Origin of the sequence: Coprococcus sp. AF16-5 (assembly GCF_003479365.1) — a bacterium.
Classification (GTDB): Bacteria; Bacillota; Clostridia; order Lachnospirales; family Lachnospiraceae; genus Coprococcus; species Coprococcus aceti.
This window is the reverse complement of record NZ_QUGZ01000001.1, coordinates 112123-134470: the sequence shown is the minus strand read 5'-3', so window position 1 is coordinate 134470 and position 22348 is coordinate 112123. Positions and strand designations below refer to the sequence as shown.

Genomic DNA, 22348 nt, shown 5'->3' with positions numbered 1-22348 from the left:
CTTCTCACTTACCGCTATATATTCCGGTCTGTTAATCCTCGTCTGCTCCGACGATCTTTACCTTTCCATGGTAAACTTCATCTACAGCGATGGATAATGGCTTCTTCTTTGGGTCTGCTGCCACCATAGGCTCCTGACCATCAATGATCTCTCTTGCTCTCTTTGCTGTTGCAAGAACGATTGAATATCTGCTGTTTACTACAGGCTGCTCACCTGGCTCAACCTCTGCATTTACTACTGACATTAAGTCTGTGTATGATGGATGTAACATGATATTATATCCCCTTTCTTATATGATTATTGAAATATTCTTCTAAACTGCTGTCCACTGTTATCCAGTCTAATTTATCAGAGTTTCTTTATCTCTGCAAGCTCTTCTTTTATTCCGGCTATATATCCAAGCTGATTATCTCTTCTGCAGCCATAGCTTCTGATGACTGAATCCACGGTGTGTATACACTCGTCCAGATCATCGTTGACTATGATGTAGTCGTACTTGTCCATGTCCTCAGCTTCCTCTGTGGCCTTTCGGAGTCTCTTGATTATGGTCTCCTCCGACTCTGTTCCTCTTCCTGCCAGTCTGCTCTTAAGCTCGCTTATGCTTGGAGCTGATATAAATATGAGAAGCGCATCAGGGAACTGCTTCTTGACATTGAGTGCACCCATGACCTCTATCTCGAGTATGACGTCCTTGCCATCAGCAAGCTTCTCCTCAACATACTTCTTTGGAGTTCCGTAATAATTCTCTACATACTGTGTCCACTCGATAAATCCGCCGTAGTCAATGAGATTCTCAAAATCCTTGCGATCCATGAAATAATACTCTCTTCCATCGACCTCACCCTCTCTCGGTGATCTTGTCGTCGCGGACACTGAAAGGTTATATCCAAAATCCGACACAAGTCTCTTGACAACTGTGCCCTTTCCAACTCCTGAAAAACCGGATATGACTATGAGCGATCCACGCTTTGTACTCTTATCTGCCATCATCATTACCTCTAAAAATTATGTATTCTATTCCAGATTCTGTATCTGCTCTCTGACCTTCTCTATGTCAGTCTTGAGCTGTATCGCCTTGTCTGACACATCAAGTGAATTGGCCTTTGAAAGTATTGTGTTCGCCTCTCTGTTCATCTCCTGTGCGATGAAGTCCAGCTTCCTGCCGACGCTTCCGCCATTCTCCAGAATCTTCTTCGTGCTGCTGATATGGCTCTTAAGCCTTACAGTCTCCTCGTCCACACATATCTTGTCCGCATATATAACGACCTCTGTGGCGATCCTGTTCTCATCTATAACAGGATTGTCAAGGACCTCTGTGATCTTGTCCGTGAGCTTGCGTCTGTACTCCTCCACAAGTTCTGGTGATATCTCCTCTATATAATCAACGGCAGCTCTCATTCCGTCAAGCTTGTCGATCATGTCCTTCTTAAGGTTCTCTCCCTCTGTTATCCTCGACTGCACGAACATCTTCGCAGCCTCGTCAAGGGATGTCTCTATTATCTTCCACAGCTCATCCTGGTCGACCGCCTGCTCCTCAACCGTGAACACGTCAGGGAAGCCTCCAAGCTGTGCAGGTGTTATGCTGTTCTCAATTCCAAAATCCTTGGACATCTCCTCGAAATATCCCATGTACTTCTCGGCAACGTCCTTGTTGTACTTCAGCTTGACATTGTCATCCGAGAAATCCTCGTATGTGATGAACACGTCAACCTTTCCTCTCTCAATATATTTTTTGAGATATGTTCTTATGTTTGTCTCAAAGAAACTTATCTTCTTTGGGAGCTTTATATTGATGTCGCAGAATCTGTGATTGACTGACTTCATCTCTACAACTATCTTGTATGCATCAGTCACCCTCTCGCTGCGGCCAAATCCTGTCATGCTTTTTACCATATCTGTCTCCTAATATTCCCAGGTTATATGTTGTTTTCAATTACCTGATAACAGATAATATATTATACTTCACACCTGTTTAAAAATCAAATTATTTATTGTACTTCCTCTATTCCCGCAATCCTCGGCTCTGCGATCATCGAGTAATTCGTATGATATATTACAAATCCAGGCTTTGCCCCCGCAGGCTTTTTGATATTTCTGCGCTCGGTATAGTCTATCTCCACCTTCGGTGCCGTCCTTCCAGACGAATAATACGCTGCAAGTCTTGCCGCCTCCTCATATGTAGAATCAGGAAGTTCTCCCGCACCCTCAAGTCTCACGATGACATGGGAACCCGGCATCTTCTTAGCATGGAACCACATATCCCCACCATTTGCGAATTTAAATGTGAGCTCATCGTTCTGGATATTATTCTTGCCCACATACATATGGAATCCATCGCTGGATATGTAGTGCAGCGGTTTTGACTTTGCCTTTTTTCTGTCGCCCTTGCGTCCGTAATGTCCCTTTACATATCCGCAGGCTACGAGCTCCTCCTTGACCTGTGCCAGTGAATTCTCATCTATCGCCATATCAAGGAACGTCTGTACCGACTGAAGATGCTCCAGCTCACTCTTCGTCTCGACAGTGAGCTGTGTAAGTGCCTCATAAGTCCTCTTGAGCTTGTTGTATCTCGCAAAATATCTCTTGGAGTTATCCATAACAGATATGGTCTTGTCAAGCGGGATCTTTATCATCTCGTTAGTATAGTAGTTGAGAGCCTCAAAACTGTCCGCTCCCTGTTCTATATTGTAACCATATGTGTTGATCAGTTCTCCGTACACACGGTACTTTTCCCTGGATTCAGTGTCCTTTAACTGAGCGAGCTGCAGGTCGTACTTCTTGCTCGTTCTCTCAATGGCATTCGAGACGATCTTTCTGAGATCCGATGACTTCTGTCTTATCCTTGTGACCGCACTCTTTCTGTAGAAATACTCATCAAGCACCTTTGAAATGTCATCCCTTGATTCTATGGTCTTGTCGCTGTACATCGACAGATGCACCGACGAGAACTCCACTGGAGTGTAACCGTCCAGTATGATTTCAGGAGTATAGTTCCCGTTCCTTATATCAGATACTATCCCGGCAAATTCATCATAAAGCCTTGCGACATCCGCCTCGCTCATGCTGTCCACAGGCATGTTGCCGTCAAGTCCTGCCCTGTAGGTTATCTCACTCGCCACAACCGGTGAAAATCCGGTTATGTTCTGGTATATCGCCTTTATGATATTCGTAGGGCTCGAGCTCACACGCTCTATGAAGTCCCCGCGCTCTATCTCAAGCGGGGATACCTTTCCTCCCGCCGGAGGATACTCATAAGTCCTGCCCGGAAGAACCTCCCTCACTGAGCTCACCATATGGGATATATGCTTTATGCTGTCGATGATGACATTCTCATCCGTGGCAAATATGATATTGCTGTGCTTACCCATGATCTCTATGATGAGTTTCTTTCTCTTTAGATCTCCAAGCTCGTCCAGATGCTCGATGACCATGACAACTATTCTCTCAAAGCCCGGCTGATACACATCAACTATCCTTCCGTTGTTGATATGCTTCCTGAGGAGCATACAGAAATTCGGCGCTGTCATAGGATTCTCCTTGGCGGACTGCTGAAAGTATATAAGCGGGAGGCTTGCATCCGCAGACATGAGCAGCCTGTAATTCTCCCTGTTATTCTTTATTACTATGTTGAGCTCGTCCTTCTCCGGCTGATATATCTTATATATCCTTCCGTCGATGAGTTTCTCCTTCATGTCTCTTACTACATTGGATATCACTATTCCGTCAAACGCCATATCTGTCTCTCCTATATCCCTGAAAAAAGGCAGAAAATGCAAATTCATTCTCTGCCTCTTCCATATCTACTACCACATTACTGTGAGCCTGATCCTACAGTGAATTGTAGAGATCCTTATATATATTCGCTGAGTTATACCATGAGTAATCCTGTCTCATGCCACGCTCCTGGATTCCATACCATGCCTCTTTGTTGTTATAGTACACTTCCTTTGCATAGTTTATGGCATTGAGGAGCTCATATGCATCATAATTAGCAAATGAGAATCCTGTTCCTGTACCCTCGAACTGATTATAAGCCTCAACAGTATCTGCAAGACCACCTGTCTCTCTTACTACTGGAACTGTGCCATATCTGAGTGCCATGAGCTGTGTGAGTCCACATGGCTCAAATCTTGAAGGCACGAGCATCACATCGCAGCCTGCATACATCTTATGAGATCTCTCATCTGAATAATAGATGTTCGCTGATACCTTTGCAGGATGTATTCCCTGATAATACTTGAACATGTTCTCGTACTTGCCGTCACCGGTTCCGAGGACGATGAACTGTACTCCGTCACAGCATATATCGTTCATGATCCTGTCAACCAGATCAAGACCCTTCTGGTCTGTGAGTCTGGATATGATTCCTATTACAAACTGATTCTCATCCTGAGGAAGTCCACATTCCTTCTGCAGTTCGATCTTGTTGATCTTCTTGAGCTGTCTGAAGTTATCCACGCTGTAGTTCTTATATACCTGTGGATCTGTTGCAGGATTCCATACCTCGTAATCTATACCGTTGACAATGCCCCAGAGTGACTGCCATCTGGCACTTAAGAGCCCGTCAAGTCCCTCTCCATAATATGGAGTCTGTATCTCCTTGGCATATGTGTTACTTACCGTTGTTATCTTATCTGCATATACAAGTCCGCCCTTGAGCATGGCAGCATCCTTCTGGATCTCCAGCTTGTCCGGTGTAAATACATAATCAGGGAGCCCTGAATACTCCTGAATGGTCTTTATATCCCACTTGCCCTGGAACTGGAGATTATGAATAGTCATAACAGACTTCATGCTTGTATAGAACATATCTCCTGCAAACAGAGTCTTGAGATATACAGGCACAAGTCCTGCCTGCCAGTCATGACAGTGAAGTATATCCGGCTGGAAACCGATCGATGGAAGGATCGAAAGCGCTGCCTTTGAGAAATAACAGAACTTCTCGATATCCCACTTTACATCACCATAAGGTGTAAATCCGTTAAAGTAATACTCGTTATCTATGAAATATACCTTGACACCCTCATACTCCAGATACATAACGCCAACATAATCATTCTTGTAACCGATGTCCATATAAAAATGCGTTATATACTGCATCTTCTCCCTGTACTTGTTCGGAATACAGAGATAATTCGGCATGATGACTCTCACATCATACTCGTTCTTATCAAATATCTTTGGCAGTGTTCCAACTACATCCGCAAGACCACCCGTCTTTATAAATGGCACACACTCTGATGCTATATATGCAACCTTCTTCATCAAATAAACCCTCCATGACATTTAGACATTAAATCCTTGTATATTATATCACACGGGTATCCATAATTCAATAAATCAGTGTATCTATATTGTTGCATTTGCCACATTCCGCTGATATACTTTTAGCATGCAGCCGCACGCAGATACGGCTGCGATCACAATCCAGAAAACAGGAGATTTTCAATGTTAGACATCACCATCACCGAGACCAGGGACTTCGTGAAGAAGCTTCTGATGGACAATACATTTGACCGTTTTCTCGCCATGGAAGCATTTGTAAAAAGCGGGATAACATACAGCTTTGACGGAAGGGTAAACAAGGATTTCTATGACAAGGAGGAGCTGGAGCTCATGGCTTCCACATCCTACGCCTCATGGGAGTCCATAAAACCACATGTATATAATGTTATAAGAGGAAAGAAGCTGCCACTGAGCTTCAAGATAGTGCTCGTGCTCTCCCAGCCGGACATCATGGATATGCTTGAGAAGAACCATCTCACCATACCGGTATCCGATGTGGCAAATCTCACCTTGAACGTCTACTATGACGGCATGAGCATACAACTCACATCCATGGCGACCCAGAACATATTCACCATGGATAAGACCCTTGAGCATGTGTGGGATGCGGAGATCAGGGATTTCCTGAAGACTGCCGGAATATATTTCACCGAAAGCTGATTTTTTGAAGAAATTTAATATGATTTTTGAAGATCCGGCACCTCATCTGATGCCGGATTTTTTTACGCGCCGCCCCTGTTAGCACTCATTTTGTCTGAGTGCTAATTTTTTCTTGACTTTAGTTCCCAGCTGATTTATCATACCTTTTAGCCTGATGTGTCAGTGTACATTTCTATTAAGATTGAACACAGATCGGGGATGACACATCTTTCATTGAAAACCATTATATTTTAAGGAGATGTATACAATTATGAAGAACGGAAATTTATCGATCAACAGTGAAAACATTTTCCCTGTCATCAAGAAGTGGCTGTATTCAGACCACGATATATTTGTCAGGGAGCTTATATCAAACGGCTGTGATGCCGTGACAAAGCTTAAGAAGCTGTCTCTCATGGGCGAATTTGACGAGCCGGATGAGCCATATCGTATAGATGTGACCACAAGTGCCAACGACAAGACCATCACATTTACCGATAACGGTATCGGTATGACTGAGGAGGAGGTTGAGAAATATATCAACCAGATCGCTTTCTCAGGAGCCGAGGCATTCCTTGAGCAGTACAAGGACAAGGCAACAGAGGAACAGATCATCGGCCACTTCGGACTGGGCTTCTACTCCGCATTCATGGTTGCCGACAAGGTCACCATCGAGACAAAGTCATACAAGGACGGCGAGGACGCTGTATACTGGGAGTGCGAGGACGGCCTTGAATACTCCATGAAGAAGTGCATTAAGGCTGACCGAGGTACTACCATCACCCTTTATCTGAACGAGGACAGCTATGAATTTGCAAATGAATACAGGATCAAGGAGGTCATCGACAAGTATTGTTCGTTCATGCCTGTTGAGATCTACTACACCAACGCAGACGAGCCACAGGAAGATCCTAAGGATGCTACTGTAGACGTGGATGCAAAGGAAGTCAGCGACACAGCAGATAATGCTGAGGGCAGCACTGACAGCAAAGGCCCAGACGCAGACGATATAAAGACCGAGGAGAAGAAGCCTGAAGCTCCTAAGCCACTCAACACCACTACCCCACTGTGGGCAAAGCATCCAAACGACTGCACCGACGAGGAATACAAGGAGTTCTACAGAAAGGTATTCCACGACTACAAGGAGCCTCTGTTCTGGATACACCTGAACATGGACTACCCATTCAACCTGAAAGGTATCCTGTACTTCCCTAAGATCAATACACAGTATGACAACCTTGAGGGAACGATCAAGCTGTACAACAACCAGGTATTCGTCGCCGACAATATCAAGGAAGTAATTCCTGAGTTCCTCATGCTCTTAAAGGGATGTATCGACTGTCCTGATCTCCCACTGAACGTATCACGTAGTGCGCTTCAGAATGACGGATTTGTCAAAAAGATCTCAGACTACATCACCAAGAAGGTTGCAGACAAGCTGTCCGGCATGTACAAGACACACAGAGAGGACTACGAGAAGTACTGGGATGACATCAACCCATTTATCAAGTTTGGTTGTCTGAAGGATCTCAAGTTCCTCGACAAGATGAAGGACTTCTGCATCTACAAGAACCTCGAGGGCAAATATATAACTCTCCCTGAGTATCTTGAGGCAGGAAAAGAAAAGTACGAGAACAAGGTATTCTATGTAACCGACGAGCAGGCTCAGTCACAGTACATCAACATGTTCAAGGCTGAGGGCATGGACGCTCTGATCATGACACAGACCATAGACAGCCCATTCATCACTCTGCTTGAGCAGAAGAACGAGAATGTTCACTTCTACAGAATAGACGCTGAGCTCTCTGACAACTTTGTCGGCGAGGAGCTCTCAGAGGAGACTGCAAAGGAATACAAGGATAAGCTCACAGCTACATTTGAGAAGGCTCTCGACATGAAGAACCTGAATGTAAAGGTTGAATCCCTGAAGGACGAGAACACATCTTCTATCCTCACCCAGCCTGAGGAGACAAGACGTATGCAGGAAATGATGAAGATGTACGGCATGGCCGGTATGGATCCATCAATGTTCGGTCAGGGCGAGGGCGAGACACTCATCCTGAACAGCAACAACAAGCTTGTTAAATACGTTCTGGACAACCCTGACAGCGACAACACAGCTACGATCTGCTGCCAGTTATATGATCTGGCCGTACTTGCCAACCGTCCACTGTCAGCAGAGGCAATGACCAAGTTCATCGCAAGAAGCAACGAGATCCTTGGAATACTTACAAAGTAATATAATCTGTCTGCCGGTTTACGGCAGCAGATCCTAATGGATAACTAACACAACAAAAAGCAGCAGCCCGATATGTCTTTGATAGCATATCAGGCTGCTGCTCTTTTATTCTATTCCACTCCCTAGTGGGCAAGTATCTCCACTCCATGTTCTGTCATAACCAGTGTGTACTCCCACTGTGCCGATGGTGAGCCATCCTCCGTGTAGATAGTCCAGCCGTCATCTGCATCCTGATATACATCAGGGCCGCCCATGTTGATCATAGGCTCAATGGTGAACACCATTCCCGGAGCAAGCACATAATCCTTGCCAGGCTGTCCTATATGACTTACATAAGGCTCCTCATGAATTGCAAGACCTACTCCATGGCCGCCTATCTCACGGACAACCGAATAGCCCTGCTCCTGTGCAAATTTGTTGATGGCATATCCTATATCTCCTATGGTCACATATGGCTTGCTGCACACCTCAACACCTATATCAAGAGCCTTCTTTGTATCCTCTACAAGCTTCTTCCATGCAGGATCAACATTTCCCAGCATGAACATTCTTGATGAGTCTCCGAAATATCCCTTGTACTCTGTTGTACAGTCGATATTAACTATATCTCCATCCTGGAGAATAATGTCATCACTTGGAATGCCGTGGCATACCACATCATTTACCGATATACACACACTCTTAGGATATCCCTCATATCCAAGACATGCAGGAATAGCGTCTATGGACTTTGTATAGTTATAGATAAGGTCATCCAGCTCTCTGGTAGACACTCCTATCTTGACAAATGGAGTTATGTAGTCGAGCACAGATGTGTTGACCTTTGAAGCCTCCCTGATTCCCTCGATCTGCTCTGCGTTCTTGATCATCGCATGTGTAGGGATCTTGAATCCTCTGTTCTTCATATCCTCAAGCTTATCGTCAAGAGCCAGGTGACAGGTCTTGTATTTCTTACCACTTCCGCACCAGCACATATCATTTCTACCAAGTTTCATAATTAACCTCTTTCTTTATTGCATAATATTTTCATTACATACCTATGGTATTAGCCACAAATACTATAATACGTTTTTGAGAATAATTCCACATTTTAATATGATAAATATTGTCAATTATCCTCGTCTATCCCCAGATACCTGGCAACATATGTATAATACCCCGACTCCGTTATGTTGTCAGCTGCTGTAAATTTATCCGCGACATATAGCTGCATCGCACTGAAACTGTCATCCGATATCTCCGCACCCGTGTGGGATGTCAGCGTGTCCGTGACTGCGTTATATTCAAATGCATCCGTTATAAAGCTTCTGTCCGGGAACAGCACCAGGCCTGTACTGTCTGACAGGATATCCCTTCCTATGATGAGCCTCGAATCATAATCCGCTTCCATGAGATTGAGCATGGTCGGCAGGATATCTATACTGCTGCACACCTTGTCAACTCTCACCGGCTTCTCCATCGACGCCGACCATATGACAAGTCTGCTCCTGTACGCATCAAGACTGTTTCCAAAGTTCTCCCCTGCCAGTTCGTCCACAACGTCCATATTGTCATACGGTACATGATCCCCCGCCAGGACGATAACAGTATTGTCCAGCAGCCCCTTCTTCTCAAGTCTCTTCATCATATATTCAAGCATCTTTTCCATTTCGTACTGGGATGCCAGATATGCCTTTGTCGTATCCAGGACATAGTTAAGGTTACTGACCACAGCCTTGTTCTTCTCCGCCATGGCATTTGCCGCACCGTATCCATATGGCACATGACCGCTGACCGTCAGGTAGTACAGGTGGAACGGCTGCGTCTCTGTATACTTGTCAAATGTCTCCTCCATCATGACAAGATCCGACTGAGGCCACATGTCCTGCCCGTTCTCGTCAGTCTGGTACTCAAGCCCATTACCGCTGGCTATCCACTCGTATCCCAGCGCCGTATGGGTGATATTCCTGTCATAATATGTATAGTCGTTGTCATGGAATCCGTAACAGCTATAGCCGAGTCTCTTGAGCGTATTCGCCATGGAAAACAGCATGCCATTCTCATTGTCGGCAGCCCTGCACATACTGAGGTATGAACCGTTCTTAGTCGGGCTTCCCATCAGGTTTGCATACTCTCCGCCTAATGTTGAACCATACCATAGCGGCTGATAGTAATTTTCAAAGACAAAGCCCTCGTCCGCAAGTTTTGACAGTGTAGGGAACAGACCGGAATCAAGCGCATAGCCTGAGAACCCCTCCGCAGTTATCCATATGACATTATAGCCCTCGAACATACCTGTATATTCATTCTTATTTGTCGGGGGTATATTTGCAAAATATTCGCTGAGCGATGAAACCGCATCATTTCCCGCAAGGTCATTTATGGCATCAAAATCCAGATCCAGGACATTCGGGGATGTGTCGATCACAACCTCCTCTGTGGTCGCTTCCGCGACATCCACCGTCTCGGTGGTAATCTCCTGCATCGTTGTGCTCTCTGTGGAGGCAAGTGAGTCGATATCGACCTCACCACCCGAGGCAAAGTTTATCCTGCTCTGTGCTGAGCTCTTGCCTGCGATACCCTCTCTGACATCCACCACAAAACTCTCCATGACGCCGAGCTTTTCAACAGAGAGATCAACCGATGTATATTCCTTGTATAAATTGTACGGACTGTACACATCCGAGGCCACAGCCCACATCACAAACAGTGTTGTGGCATACACCAGAGCTGTTCCGGCGGCACCTATGAGGTTCACCCACCACCTTCTCCTGTCAAATGCCATAAATGTCCATATGCACACGATCATTATGAGCACCGGGACAGCCAGAAGAATAACGTCCACTATCTGTGCCTTTATATTGGATATGACCGTGTCCGCATTGTCCACAGCCTGATTTCCGAATTTTATGGTTCCAATAACAGACAGATAGTTGTTGAAGACCGAATGATATACGTACTGGGCGATGAAGATCACACCCGTAAACAACGTGAACAGCGTTGCAAGTATCTTATTGATGACCGGCGGAAAAAATCCTGTCAGCACGCTGAACACGCCTCCAACCACCACCGCAAATGCTATTATAGCGGCTATGTTCCCATCATCCAGGCTGAAATTCATGCCGTGAAACAGCAATTCATAATACAAGATCAACACAGTGAACAGTATCCACCCCGACCATTTTCTGAAATATTCTCTTACATCCCCAAACATCGCCTTAAAAAACTTTATCATACGTTGGAATCTCCCATATAAACAAAAAAAATAAAGATATGGCCCTTAACTCCATATCTTTATTTTATATAATATTTTAAGACTTTTTACAATATTTTAAGATATATTATATCTACTTTACACCGTACTGATCATAGTAAGCGTCGATAGCGGCCTTAAGGGTGTCATCTATGATAACTCTTCCCTTATACTCTCTGTTGTAAAGATGCTCCACTACCTCTGCCATTGTTACGATAGCTGTTGTCTTGATTCCGTAGTTCTCCTCGATCTCTGTCAGCGCACTCTTCTCGCCCTGGCCTCTCTCCATTCTGTCTACTGAAACCACAAGACCCATGACATCCACGTCGCCCTGTGCCTTGATGATAGGAAGTGTCTCCTGAATAGATGTTCCGGCTGTTGTGACATCCTCGATGATGACAACCTTATCGCCATCCTCTATAGGACTTCCAAGGAGTATTCCCTTGTCGCCGTGATCCTTTACCTCTTTTCTGTTTGAGCAATACTTGATGTCCTCATCGTACATCTCTGCTATGGACATAGTTGTCGCAACTGTGAGAGGTATTCCCTTGTATGCAGGACCAAATAACACATCAAAATCCAGACCAAACTCTGCATTTATAGCCTCAGCATAATACTCGCCAAGTCTCTTGAGCTGGGCACCTGTTCTGTAAAAGCCTGTATTGACAAAAAATGGTGTCTTTCTTCCACTCTTTGTAACGAAATCTCCAAACTTGAGTACGTTACAGTCAATCATAAATTCGATAAATTCCTGCTTATATGCTTCCATTTTAATAAAACCTCCTGTATTTACAGGGGTTCCGGGGAACCCCTTATTCTCAAAATAGCCTTACTACACACTTACTACACACTTTTGAGCTTACACAGCCTTTTCCATCTTCATCATCTCTGTAAACAGTGTATCCTCTGTCACATGACAATACAAATCCATTGTCATCTGCAAGGAGCCATGTCCGAGAATCTTCTGTAATGTCTTTGGCTGCATTCCGTTCTCAATTGCTCTGGTTGCAAAAGTATGTCTTAAGCAATGTGGTGAAAACATCTCATAGTCAGGATGCTCTTTTCGAATCCGGTTTACAATGGCACCGATTGCCTCCTGCACTATGAACTGTTGTGTAGGTCTGTTGTTTTTCGTAACAAACACCAAGTCCCTGTACTGTTCCTCTGTTTCGATTCCCTTAAAGAGAATCTTCTGTTTTTGAATGCGCTGTCGTTTCAATGCCTCCAACGCCCTCGTGGTTAATGGAATCGTTCGTCTTCCATTCTTGGTCTTTGCATCATGCATCTCAAAAATGTACTTACCATCTTTTTGAAAATAGCACAATGTGTGACGCACATACAGTACCTTCTTGTCAAAATCAATGTCCTTCCACTGAACACCACAAAGCTCTCCAATACGCATTCCGGTTTCTATGGCAAGCACAAACAGATTATAGTAGAAACTACTCTGTGCCTCACCTAAAAACAACTCTGCTTCACTTACTGTCAGTACACGTCTTTCCTTCTTATCTTCCTTGGAAATCACCGTGTTTAATTGCTTTGCAACATTTTTTGTAAGTAAATCAGAGTCGATTGCTTTTTCCAGCATATCCACCAGAATCTTTTTCGTGTTCTTTCTGGCATTATCAGAAACAAGCTCATTGAGTGCATTCTGCATGATAATCAGGTTCAATGATGTCAGCTTACGCCACCCAAGCTCCTTCTGTATCCGCTTATAATGTGTGGCATAGGATTCCCTAGTGGAATTCCTGCAATTCTTCTTACAGGTATTCATCCAAATCTCATACCACTCATCAAGGGTTACATCCTTGGTGACAACATTCAGTGCCTTCTCATCCTCATACTGTTCCTCACGCATCCTTTTACGAAGTTCATTCAGATTGCTTGCGTATATGGTCTGCGTCTTGCCGAAACGATTCACAAATCGTCCCTGATAAAGTCCATCACTCTTTCTCTGTGTAATGCCTTTACCAAGTTCTTTACCTTTTATGGATTTACCCATATCTGCCTCCTTCCAGCGTGTATATACGTTGAAAGGAACCATCAGTCCACCCAATTGTAGCATATACACACTTAATTTTCAATTAGTTTCATGGTTATTTAATAAATTCATTGTCTTTTTATGAATCAAATTTCCTAGCATCCAATCTGATTCAAAAGCCATTCATCCAGCTTGCCCTTGTGAGCATACAGTCTGTTTCCGATGCGAACCGCGAATACATCAGCATTTTCAGCCAACAACTCACGTGCCTTTGTCTGACCAATCCCCAAATAAGAGCAAAACTCTTTTACAGTCAATAAAGCCTTATCCTTCATTCTTCTACCTCCTCAAAATCCTATTTCTAAGCCAAACACAAATAAATTTCTGTTTTTTCTCCAAAAATATAGAACATTTGTTTGTGTCATGTTATAATGGTTATGCGCATACCATTTCTTTTCAAAAGTAATCGTTTCTTATCAAAAACTATTACTCTCTCACTTATAGGAGATTTAGAAGGGGTTTTGCGGAAGTGTTTTTAAAAAAAGTTGCAAAAAATTTTAAATATGTATATACAAGGCAGGTTTTACGGATAAATGAACATTAGAAAACATCAGGAATTGATGGACTTCTGGGAATATTCTCATAACTTCGACAGCGAAGACGGAGCCTTTTCCATAGATGAGGATATTACCTTTGAGGCATCCCAGCAGGAATTACAAATTGAATTAGAGCATTTTAATGAAATGGATTTGGAACAGGAATTACATCCCATAAAAGATGATAATTTCCAGCCGAAGGATGAGCACCCCAATAAGACCATGTTAAAAAAGGAGCTTCGTGCCATTGCTTTAAAGCGACTGTAGGACGGTGCCCGCACTGTTTCGGATTTTGAGGAAGTGATAAGGGAATGGGACCTATTAGATTCCAACAGAGAACGCAAGGAGCGATATCACGAAATCGGCAGAGAAAACCTAGACAGCAAGAAGGATGTGGCACCACTTGCCATTGTTATCCCGGCTCCCATCAATCATGCTTACTGGCGACAGCTTATGAAAGGGGACTATATAGACATTATCTCTAACTGTCCTTTTGAGATGCACAACTCCCTTTCCGATGAGGACTATTCCAAGATTATTTATGACTTAAAGGACGACCATAAGGAGTTGATATACTTCCTATATCTTAGAGATTTCACTACCAGTCAGCTTGCTGCTTTACGTAATCAGAGCGACAGAAATATCCGTGGTGTCCGCTCTACTATTCTTGGTCAGATTGAGAAAAAGGTTCTTATGATACTGGTGGACAGGCAGGGAGAGGATTTTCCTTCTACCAATGGTAATCTTACCATGGAAGAACTGGACTTCCTATTAAGACATGAAGAAGAGATCCCGGCTACTATGGAAAAACTGGATAAAGAAAAGCTGGCTCTACTAAAGGAAATCGGTGTAGTGGTAAGAAGAATTGCCAGAGAACAGGAAAACCAGGCAAAGGAAGAAACCAAGAAACGCAAGAAAAATAATCGATCGGATCGTAAAAAAAAAGTTTAAATATGCATACAGACGTGCTATGATAGTAATAGTTTTTGCACAGAAAGGAATTACTATGAAGAATATCTTTCAGAAATCCAGTTCCAACTGGGTGAAATATGATAAATACGAATGGCGAACAGCCGCAAACGGAAAGTGTTATATTACACCTTCTGCGGATGCCAAGCCATCCATCTACAATCCTATCAAGGATTATGAGAAGCTGGTGCTGACCGCAATTAACATCGGTACTACTGCCATGAACAAGGCAAGTGAAGTTGAATTAAAAGAAGCCATTATGAGCTTTGTATCCGAATACGGTATGCTGGGACTAATGACTGCCCTGCCTACCACACCGGATTTTATTACATATGAGGCAGTCTATCTGCCAAAGAATCATTTTATCAAGGAAGGAAGCATCTCTACAGAGAAGTATCTGTCCTACTTTTTCCCTTTTGACAAGATTGATTTTCGCAAGAAAAGTGTGGAATCAAGTTGGAGTACTGACTGCGTAGAGATGATTGCTTTAATTATGACCATGAAGAATAAGCCGCAGGCTGTTATGATGAGTTTTCAGAATGAATATGCCGAGCCCTATGAATGGCTTGTGGAAGTATTCCGTGACTGGGCATTTACCTTCTTCTCCAGCTTTCTTTATTATCTGGACTACGACAGACTGGATAAGAATGAACGTAACCTATACCGTCAGGGAATGGCTGCTTTCGGCGGTGTGGCACCTACCTACCGCATAGAATTGCGGGAACGCCCTACCATTGTCTGGGACTTCAATTCCTTATTGTTATGTGTACAGATGATGTTTTCCTTTATGCTGACGGATGAAAACTCCACCATGAAGGTATGTAAGCACTGCGGCAAAGCATTTGTTGCCACCAGACCGAATATGGAATTCTGCTCACCACAGTGTAAAAACCAATACAATGTGTATAAAAGCAGAGCCAAAAAGAACGATACACCAACATAGGAGGACTGCGTATATGAATCATTCCAATATTATTATGTACACAACCGAAGACGGTTTGACGAAAATAGAAACTACCTTTGAGGATGATACTGTGTGGCTTTCCATTGACCAAATGGCAGAGCTGTTTCAGCGTGACAAATCAACGATATCACGTCACATCAAAAATATTTTTGAAGAGGGAGAATTACAGCGCATTTCAGTTGTTGCAAATTTTGCAACAACTGCCGCCGACGGAAAAACCTACAATGTCGATTACTACAATCTCGATGTAATCATCTCCGTAGGCTATCGTGTAAAATCCCACCGTGGTACACAGTTCCGTATCTGGGCTATGAGAATATTAAAAGAATACATGAAAAAAGGATTTGCATTAGATGATGACCGCTTAAAAAGACTTGGCGGCGGCAATTACTTTGACGAATTGCTTGCCCGTATCAGAGACATCCGCTCCTCTGAAAAGGTATTTTGGAGAAAAGTTCTGGAAATCTATGCTACCAGCATCGATTACGATCCTAGTGCAGAAAGCTCCATCCTATTCTTTAAGCAGGTGCAGAATAAGATGCACTGGGCAGCACACAAGCACACAGCTGCAGAAGTTATTTACCAGCGTGCCGATGCTGAAAAAGATAATATGGGACTTACCTCATGGGCTAGTGACACCATCCGTCGCCCCGATGTAGAAATTGCAAAAAACTATCTTACCCAGCAGGAATTGGATGCTTTAAACAAGATAGTTACAGCCTATCTCGATATCGCCGAGGTACACGCTCTCAATCAGGAACCAATGTATATGAAGGACTGGCTGGAAACCATTGACGATTACCTGAAAATGACCCGCCGTGATATTCTTACCAGTAGCGGTCACATCAGCCACAAGCAGGCACTTGATAAGGCTCATGCCGAATACACCAAGTACAAGAACCGCTTGGAAAACACCATTTCCCCAGTTGAACAGGACTTTATCAAAAGCATTGGTACATTGGAAGAGATTGCAGATTCCGACAAGAAATAAATACCCAAAAATACTTCAGGCGGGCCTAAACAGCCCGCTTGCAACAAAATCAACTTCTTGGATTTCCTAAATCAAATTTAGCAATCGCTTCATCCAAGATTCCGCTCCATTCAGCCAATCCGCATTCATTAAATTTCTGAATCTCGGAATTAATCACGTCTAACAACATTTCCAGCTTTATTTGGTTCCGGATTAGGCTTTGAATATAACCAATGGTTTATAAAAACAGATTTTTCACTCATCTTATTTCTCATGCTCCTATGTTTTATCTCATCTCGGCACACACCATTTCACCCTTAGAATTTACATCCACATCTATCTCATGTCCACCAAATACATAACCATCATCGTATCCTACAGTATAAGAGCCATTCTGATTCACAAATATATATTTCATTCGACCCTTTAATGCGTCTGCAAATTCTTCCGGTGTAGAAAAATGAATTTCGCATTCATCTTCATATTCTTCCACGCACTCCAATGCAGCATCATACAGATCCTCATCAGATGCAATATACGATCTAAACACCTCATCCTTTGAAGCAATATGCTCTGCAAAATCTCTGGCAACAGTCAAAGGCTTTTTCCAAGTTGCCTTACTGTCCCACTCTACCTCAATATAAATTGTGATGTCATTACCTGCAAAATCATACTTACCTTCAAACAGACCTTCCGATTTTTCTAACACTAATTTCCCCAGCACCTCATCCTCTAAGACAATTGGTGCCAGATACTTTTCCTGATTTTTATCAAGCTTTGTTCCGGATGCATTTTCTTCCAAAACCTCTCTGATGTACAGAAATGCAAGTTCTCCGAAGTAACTATACTGTAATCTTCCTGCCACCTTATAAATGACACCCTCTTTAAATCTGTTAAAATATCCGCTGTTTTTCTCCTGTGCATCATGTTCCTCGTTAGGTATAGGCCATGTCATAACCTTTATCTTCTTCACCATACTGGCAGCGTTTATATCATAGATTGCAACAGCAGAACGTGTAATAATATAATACTTGTGACTCTTGTCCCATCTGGACGAGTCACCTTTTCCAACAAGAACGTAATATATGCTCTCCTCACCCTCAAATTTATTATCTTCCTGATAGATTTCATGTATATCCATAGTCGCTCCTCCACAATAATCAAATCTATTTATGCCGTTGTACACCAAAATATATAATAAAACATTTCCTTTGTTTCTATAACCCAAGCATTGTCAAAATCTGTTATAGTACCTGTTAAGGTTTTTATGGGTTCTCCTATTTCAAAGGATACTTTTCGATTCATTCCCTCAATAATTTCATGTAGCCATTTTACAACATCGTCTGTAGCATCTACAAAAACACAGTTTTTATATTCTTCAGCATCACAAGAAAAATCATTCTTTATCTGATAGTCCAAAGCTTTTTGAATAAATTCATCAATGCTTGATGTTTCATTTTTTCCTGCAACTACTATACATAAAGTCTGTTCTGAAACCTCGCAATTAAAGGCAAGATTACCAAATTCTATTCCGAACATTTAATCACTCCAATCCATAAATCACAACACTGCAACATACCCAACCTGTAGTTCCTTACAATAAATCGGAGGCGATATATTTCGAATCGCATAGTGCAGACATATCAAGCGCTAGCGCTTTTGCAACTGCTGTCAGCACAATATCAGTAGCACCGGTATATGTATATCTGTCTTCCGCTAATGACTCATAATACTTTACAAGCTTTCTGTGATGCTTGTCCTTTACAGTGTTCAAATGCCTTAAAAACAAGTCAGTTCTTTCTGCATCAGGAGCATTGTAAACATCTACAATCCCTCCATTTTCTTTACTAAAATCTCCGAAATACCCCTTATCCCTATAATAAAAACCTTTGGAAGAATAACACTTTCCTTCAAAATATAAATTACGGATAATATCCAGACGAATATCTATGTATTTTTCTTCAACCATTTTTGTTTTAATAAAATCCACTTGCTCAGAATCAACATCAAACAAATATGCTAATGAGAGTAAATTAGCCACATCGTCATATGTTAGGTTCCCTTCACAGTACAGAACCTTCTGTTTATCATTTTCTATATATTCCAAAACATCATGCTTTATCTCATCAATTTCATACCCCAATTGATATTTAATCAAAATAACAGATAATAGCTTTAAGCCTATTGCAATATGAAGTCTTGAGGCATTCTCTTGGTTAAGATTATCTTTATATCGATTAATTCTTTTTTCAAGATTTTCTAATTCTTTCTGATAGTATTCCTTTGACTTAAAATCATCTTTTATTCTATTCATAATTTTATCCCTTCATTCCGACTAATAAATTTTTCTTAATACTCTCCCGGACATACTTCTATTCCCAACGAATATTTTACCTCATTCAATAGCTCTTCCTCAGTTAAGTTATACGGAAAAGGCTCTGCATCCTCCATAGCATTATTCATAAGTTCATCATATGTTCCATACTCTATCACAATAAATGGTTTATCCGAAAAACAAACTTCATCCACTCTATAATACTGTCCATTATACTCAAAAGTCGGTCTGACAGAACTGTTTTTCACAGCATCATTTCCTCTTCCGTCAAGAAATGACACCACAAACCGTATTGCGGCTCCGTAAAATCATATTGCAATGATTTCTCCCAATCCTTTGCATTCAAAAGCGTTAAAATATTCTTATCTTCTCCATTTGTTCGGTATGTGCTGCAGCGACACTTCATGCCATGAAATTCTACAATCATTTTTTTACATCCTTACTATTTTTTGTTCAACCATATTACTCAATTTTAGCCTCTACCAAAATATAAAACTTATATTCCTCGTTCTCAATCCACATGGAAGTCTTTGTAATTTGCACATTTAAAGGGCACTGGTCATCAAATACCGTATAACATTTCGTTCCCGAGCCCTGATATACAGCCTCTCCGTAATATTCCTTTTTCATATATGTAAGCTTCAGCTTTAATGCTTTATCAAAAGTAGACCATGCATTCGAATCATTTTTCAGATATGACTCCTTGCACCTTTCTGCTTCCATTACCATATCCGAAAAATTCAACAGCTCGATTTCTGTATTTTTATCTATTTTTAATTTTGTCTTCTTAAAGCCATTTATCACCTTTACCTTTGGAACAGATGGCACTTTTGCTTCTACTTCTGCTTCAAAAGAAACGTTTTCTCCACATTCCTCATTCCAAAACACATTCGCCTAACCGGACCATTTTACCTTAATCAAATCCTGCGTAACATCTAAAATATCAATTTTTCCTGATGTGACATCCTCGTGCTCTAGCACATACAAAGTTCCTGCCTCTTCGCCCTTGTTATTATAAGCCTCATTCCATTCAAAGCTTTTTCCTATTAATTTATTTGGTTCTTTTACTCCGATATGAAAACCATTATTATGATACAATCTAATGGTTCTAAGCTCATAATCCAAATCTTCACCCTCATAGCTTCCGTCTATATCCAGAAACATGATTAATGATTTGTTATCTTCTGACATCTCAAAACCTACATTAGCAGCAGTGATTTTATATTCATAATTATTCAGTTTCAAATACATATCGATCCCTCCCGGCATTGTGTTGCTAAATTTCTAATTTTTCATTTTGAGATAAAATGTACTCCACTGGATTTTTGCAAAACCGATTTGCTCTTGATTTTTTCATAACCCCAATTATCTCTTCCATTCGTGGTGAGTAAATCTTATCTCCCACAAGAAACATTGCACCGATTTCTTGTACATATTCAATCACTGAAATTAAGTTGGTTTTCGTAAGACTTCGCAAATCCAATCGACAGCTTATTTCATCTAATATGTTATCAATGTATATGAACTCTATACACGTTTCATCCGATTTTCCATACTGGATAATGTCTTTTGACCAACTATCCTCCTGTTCAAGAAACTTAAGATTATGCGGTGGTTGAGGTATCCCTTTCCACGAAATCATTTCATCATGACTTAATCTATCAAAATTTAATCTTGCCGGTATAATATTGCATTGAAACTGCCATATCGCCATGTTAAGTCCACCCACTATCATCTATGTTATAAACATTTATCATAATCGTCAATGTATTTATATTCATTATAGTTCCATAGTCCCCACATGCCACTGGCTGTATGTAAATTCTCTTTGTACATATTCGAATTTTCCCTTCGTATATAAGTTTTACCTTGTATGATTCATGAAATAATTATCCAATAGCCTTCTAATATAGGATGGTGTCACAGGTACTTCCGAATCAAACGGTGGATATTCCAGATTTATCTTCTTATCTTCTGACAAAATGTGAATTCTTAATCTTCCATTATCATCAGCACGCACAAACCAATAGAATATATTTCCTTCATATTCTATTTTTCTTTTCCCTTTCTTTGCAACCATACTCAAAACCACCAATCCTATTAAACCATTTTTTTAATTTCTCCATACCAGCTCATCAGCTCTGACACAGGTGATATTCCACTCTTGGTATAGTTGTCATAACGATAGGATGCATCGAATTTATGCGTAGCAACATCAAATTCCAGCTTATATTCATTGGGACATTTTTGTTGATAACTATCACACAATTCAACCAGCTTATTAATATCTTTTGTTCCAATTGATAAAAACTCGTCAGAAGCTTCATCATCAGCAAAATTCCCCGCGGGTATAACATCGTTTCCTTTCACGAAAATGGCATTAAACATTTTCTGTGATGTATCTTGGTAAATGTAGATATATATTTTATCAACATTTCCGTTTGTATACTCCATACATAGAGATACGAACTCCGCCTGTAAATCAGTAAACGCGTCTTCAAAACCTTTCATCACAATTTTCTCCTTTATCCACGTATTTTCTCCAGTTCAAATTTTAAAACACAATCTCTCCAAGGTCCGGATAGCCCTTCTTAAGCACATCCATATTCCTTTTTAGCAGCGATAGTTTATCCGGCTGATTACTCTTAAAATAATCCGTAATAACTTGAAGTAGTGAAAGAATTTCCTCTCTTCGGTATGTGGATTGTGATATAGTCGCTATGGCGTAATAATATCCTTCCACCGGCTCCACTTTATTCTTCCCATCAGAGAACGGATACCTATTTTCTTCCAATGCTTTCATAATCACATCTACGATTCCACATCCTCTGAAAAAGGTAACATTCTCTGGTAGTCCTTTAATTTGATTAGCGCATGACTAAAAGAAGCTATCTTCTTACAATACTTCCAGATCTTTTCCTTATTGGTGTCGTCTGTATGAGACATAAGGATATAGGTCATAGGCTTTGTAATTATCATTTTTCTTTTGTCATCAAATATACCCTGTGCCTGTAATTCTTTAAATGATAACATTTCAAATGTATGTATAACCTCTCTCATTTCCTCTATTGTAGGCGCTGTATCCTTCATTGTATTTACCTCCGTTTTAGGCTATTTATAGCACTTTTAAAGCTTCT

Annotated in this window: 27 protein-coding genes; 6 read left to right on the top strand and 21 right to left on the bottom strand. The window is 41.6% G+C overall.

The window, feature by feature from the left end; all coding sequences use genetic code 11:
- Positions 1 to 31 precede the first annotated feature (31 nt).
- The 5 genes from rpoZ to glgA all read right to left on the bottom strand — a co-directional run bounded on the left by rpoZ (position 32) and on the right by glgA (position 5265).
- Positions 32 to 271: a DNA-directed RNA polymerase subunit omega gene (rpoZ, locus tag DWW70_RS00595; RefSeq protein WP_015534811.1), complete on the bottom strand. Its 240-nt coding sequence runs from the start codon at positions 269 to 271 to the stop codon at positions 32 to 34.
- Positions 272 to 348: 77 nt separating this feature from the next.
- Positions 349 to 987: a guanylate kinase gene (gene gmk, locus DWW70_RS00590; RefSeq protein ID WP_117549074.1), complete on the bottom strand. Its 639-nt coding sequence runs from the start codon at positions 985 to 987 to the stop codon at positions 349 to 351.
- Between the two features lie 27 nt (positions 988 to 1014).
- Complete coding sequence (locus DWW70_RS00585; RefSeq protein ID WP_118649086.1) at positions 1015 to 1893, bottom strand: YicC/YloC family endoribonuclease; 879 nt, start codon at positions 1891 to 1893, stop codon at positions 1015 to 1017.
- Between the two features lie 95 nt (positions 1894 to 1988).
- Positions 1989 to 3734 (bottom strand): Rqc2 family fibronectin-binding protein, encoded by a 1746-nt coding sequence (locus DWW70_RS00580; protein WP_117549458.1) that lies wholly within the window; start codon positions 3732 to 3734, stop codon positions 1989 to 1991.
- Positions 3735 to 3828: 94 nt separating this feature from the next.
- Positions 3829 to 5265, bottom strand: coding sequence for a glycogen synthase GlgA (gene glgA / locus DWW70_RS00575; protein ID WP_055224132.1), 1437 nt, complete (start codon positions 5263 to 5265; stop codon positions 3829 to 3831).
- 183 nt (positions 5266 to 5448) lie between these two features.
- On the opposite strand from glgA, the gene DWW70_RS00570 reads away from it, so the two are divergent.
- Positions 5449 to 5946: a DUF5721 family protein gene (locus DWW70_RS00570; RefSeq protein WP_055144706.1), complete on the top strand. Its 498-nt coding sequence runs from the start codon at positions 5449 to 5451 to the stop codon at positions 5944 to 5946.
- A gap of 250 nt (positions 5947 to 6196) precedes the next feature.
- Positions 6197 to 8164: a molecular chaperone HtpG gene (gene htpG, locus DWW70_RS00565; protein ID WP_117549077.1), complete on the top strand. Its 1968-nt coding sequence runs from the start codon at positions 6197 to 6199 to the stop codon at positions 8162 to 8164.
- Between the two features lie 122 nt (positions 8165 to 8286).
- Here htpG and DWW70_RS00560 read toward each other — a convergent pair whose 3' ends face one another.
- The 5 genes from DWW70_RS00560 to DWW70_RS00540 form a co-directional block, all read right to left on the bottom strand.
- Entirely contained in the window at positions 8287 to 9159 is an 873-nt protein-coding gene (locus DWW70_RS00560) for a methionyl aminopeptidase (protein ID WP_015534804.1), read from the bottom strand.
- 113 nt (positions 9160 to 9272) lie between these two features.
- Complete coding sequence (locus tag DWW70_RS00555; RefSeq protein ID WP_118649085.1) at positions 9273 to 11378, bottom strand: LTA synthase family protein; 2106 nt, start codon at positions 11376 to 11378, stop codon at positions 9273 to 9275.
- 112 nt (positions 11379 to 11490) lie between these two features.
- Positions 11491 to 12165, bottom strand: coding sequence for an orotate phosphoribosyltransferase (pyrE, locus tag DWW70_RS00550; RefSeq protein WP_055144715.1), 675 nt, complete (start codon positions 12163 to 12165; stop codon positions 11491 to 11493).
- A 90-nt stretch (positions 12166 to 12255) separates the two neighbouring features.
- The gene (locus DWW70_RS00545) at positions 12256 to 13398 is read right to left on the bottom strand and encodes a tyrosine-type recombinase/integrase (protein WP_117549079.1); all 1143 of its coding nucleotides are present in this window, start codon (positions 13396 to 13398) and stop codon (positions 12256 to 12258) included.
- A 134-nt stretch (positions 13399 to 13532) separates the two neighbouring features.
- Complete coding sequence (locus DWW70_RS00540; RefSeq protein ID WP_015534801.1) at positions 13533 to 13712, bottom strand: helix-turn-helix domain-containing protein; 180 nt, start codon at positions 13710 to 13712, stop codon at positions 13533 to 13535.
- Between the two features lie 258 nt (positions 13713 to 13970).
- On the opposite strand from DWW70_RS00540, the gene DWW70_RS00535 reads away from it, so the two are divergent.
- The 4 genes from DWW70_RS00535 to DWW70_RS00520 are packed head-to-tail and all read left to right on the top strand — an operon-like array spanning position 13971 to position 16897.
- The gene (locus DWW70_RS00535) at positions 13971 to 14240 is read left to right on the top strand and encodes a hypothetical protein (RefSeq protein ID WP_118649084.1); all 270 of its coding nucleotides are present in this window, start codon (positions 13971 to 13973) and stop codon (positions 14238 to 14240) included.
- A 33-nt stretch (positions 14241 to 14273) separates the two neighbouring features.
- On the top strand, positions 14274 to 14924 hold the full coding sequence (locus DWW70_RS00530) for a hypothetical protein (RefSeq protein ID WP_118649083.1): 651 nt from the start codon (positions 14274 to 14276) through the stop codon (positions 14922 to 14924).
- A gap of 55 nt (positions 14925 to 14979) precedes the next feature.
- A complete protein-coding gene (locus DWW70_RS00525) occupies positions 14980 to 15885 on the top strand; it encodes a hypothetical protein (protein WP_055144724.1) in 906 nt (301 codons plus the stop codon).
- 13 nt (positions 15886 to 15898) lie between these two features.
- On the top strand, positions 15899 to 16897 hold the full coding sequence (locus DWW70_RS00520) for a virulence RhuM family protein (protein WP_055144727.1): 999 nt from the start codon (positions 15899 to 15901) through the stop codon (positions 16895 to 16897).
- Between the two features lie 265 nt (positions 16898 to 17162).
- Here DWW70_RS00520 and DWW70_RS00515 read toward each other — a convergent pair whose 3' ends face one another.
- The 11 genes from DWW70_RS00515 to DWW70_RS00460 all read right to left on the bottom strand — a co-directional run bounded on the left by DWW70_RS00515 (position 17163) and on the right by DWW70_RS00460 (position 22301).
- Positions 17163 to 18017, bottom strand: a complete 855-nt coding sequence (locus tag DWW70_RS00515) for a DUF2262 domain-containing protein (protein ID WP_015534800.1) — start codon at positions 18015 to 18017, stop codon at positions 17163 to 17165.
- Positions 18018 to 18046: 29 nt separating this feature from the next.
- Positions 18047 to 18415 (bottom strand): hypothetical protein, encoded by a 369-nt coding sequence (locus DWW70_RS00510; protein WP_055144730.1) that lies wholly within the window; start codon positions 18413 to 18415, stop codon positions 18047 to 18049.
- 55 nt (positions 18416 to 18470) lie between these two features.
- Positions 18471 to 19190: a PoNe immunity protein domain-containing protein gene (locus DWW70_RS00505; protein ID WP_055144732.1), complete on the bottom strand. Its 720-nt coding sequence runs from the start codon at positions 19188 to 19190 to the stop codon at positions 18471 to 18473.
- Between the two features lie 35 nt (positions 19191 to 19225).
- Positions 19226 to 19459, bottom strand: a complete 234-nt coding sequence (locus DWW70_RS00500; RefSeq protein WP_055144735.1) for a hypothetical protein — start codon at positions 19457 to 19459, stop codon at positions 19226 to 19228.
- Positions 19460 to 19673: 214 nt separating this feature from the next.
- Positions 19674 to 20099 (bottom strand): hypothetical protein, encoded by a 426-nt coding sequence (locus tag DWW70_RS00490; RefSeq protein ID WP_118649082.1) that lies wholly within the window; start codon positions 20097 to 20099, stop codon positions 19674 to 19676.
- 6 nt (positions 20100 to 20105) lie between these two features.
- On the bottom strand, positions 20106 to 20462 hold the full coding sequence (locus DWW70_RS00485) for a hypothetical protein (RefSeq protein ID WP_118649081.1): 357 nt from the start codon (positions 20460 to 20462) through the stop codon (positions 20106 to 20108).
- A 25-nt stretch (positions 20463 to 20487) separates the two neighbouring features.
- Positions 20488 to 20925 carry a hypothetical protein gene (locus DWW70_RS00480; protein WP_055144743.1) on the bottom strand — a complete coding sequence of 146 codons (438 nt, stop codon included), beginning with the start codon at positions 20923 to 20925 and terminating at the stop codon, positions 20488 to 20490.
- 150 nt (positions 20926 to 21075) lie between these two features.
- Complete coding sequence (locus DWW70_RS00475; RefSeq protein ID WP_118649080.1) at positions 21076 to 21291, bottom strand: hypothetical protein; 216 nt, start codon at positions 21289 to 21291, stop codon at positions 21076 to 21078.
- A gap of 20 nt (positions 21292 to 21311) precedes the next feature.
- Positions 21312 to 21722 carry a hypothetical protein gene (locus tag DWW70_RS00470; RefSeq protein ID WP_055144752.1) on the bottom strand — a complete coding sequence of 137 codons (411 nt, stop codon included), beginning with the start codon at positions 21720 to 21722 and terminating at the stop codon, positions 21312 to 21314.
- A 43-nt stretch (positions 21723 to 21765) separates the two neighbouring features.
- The gene (locus tag DWW70_RS00465; protein WP_133300871.1) at positions 21766 to 22014 is read right to left on the bottom strand and encodes a hypothetical protein; all 249 of its coding nucleotides are present in this window, start codon (positions 22012 to 22014) and stop codon (positions 21766 to 21768) included.
- Positions 22015 to 22022: 8 nt separating this feature from the next.
- The gene (locus DWW70_RS00460) at positions 22023 to 22301 is read right to left on the bottom strand and encodes a hypothetical protein (protein WP_117549086.1); all 279 of its coding nucleotides are present in this window, start codon (positions 22299 to 22301) and stop codon (positions 22023 to 22025) included.
- Positions 22302 to 22348: the final 47 nt, after the last annotated feature.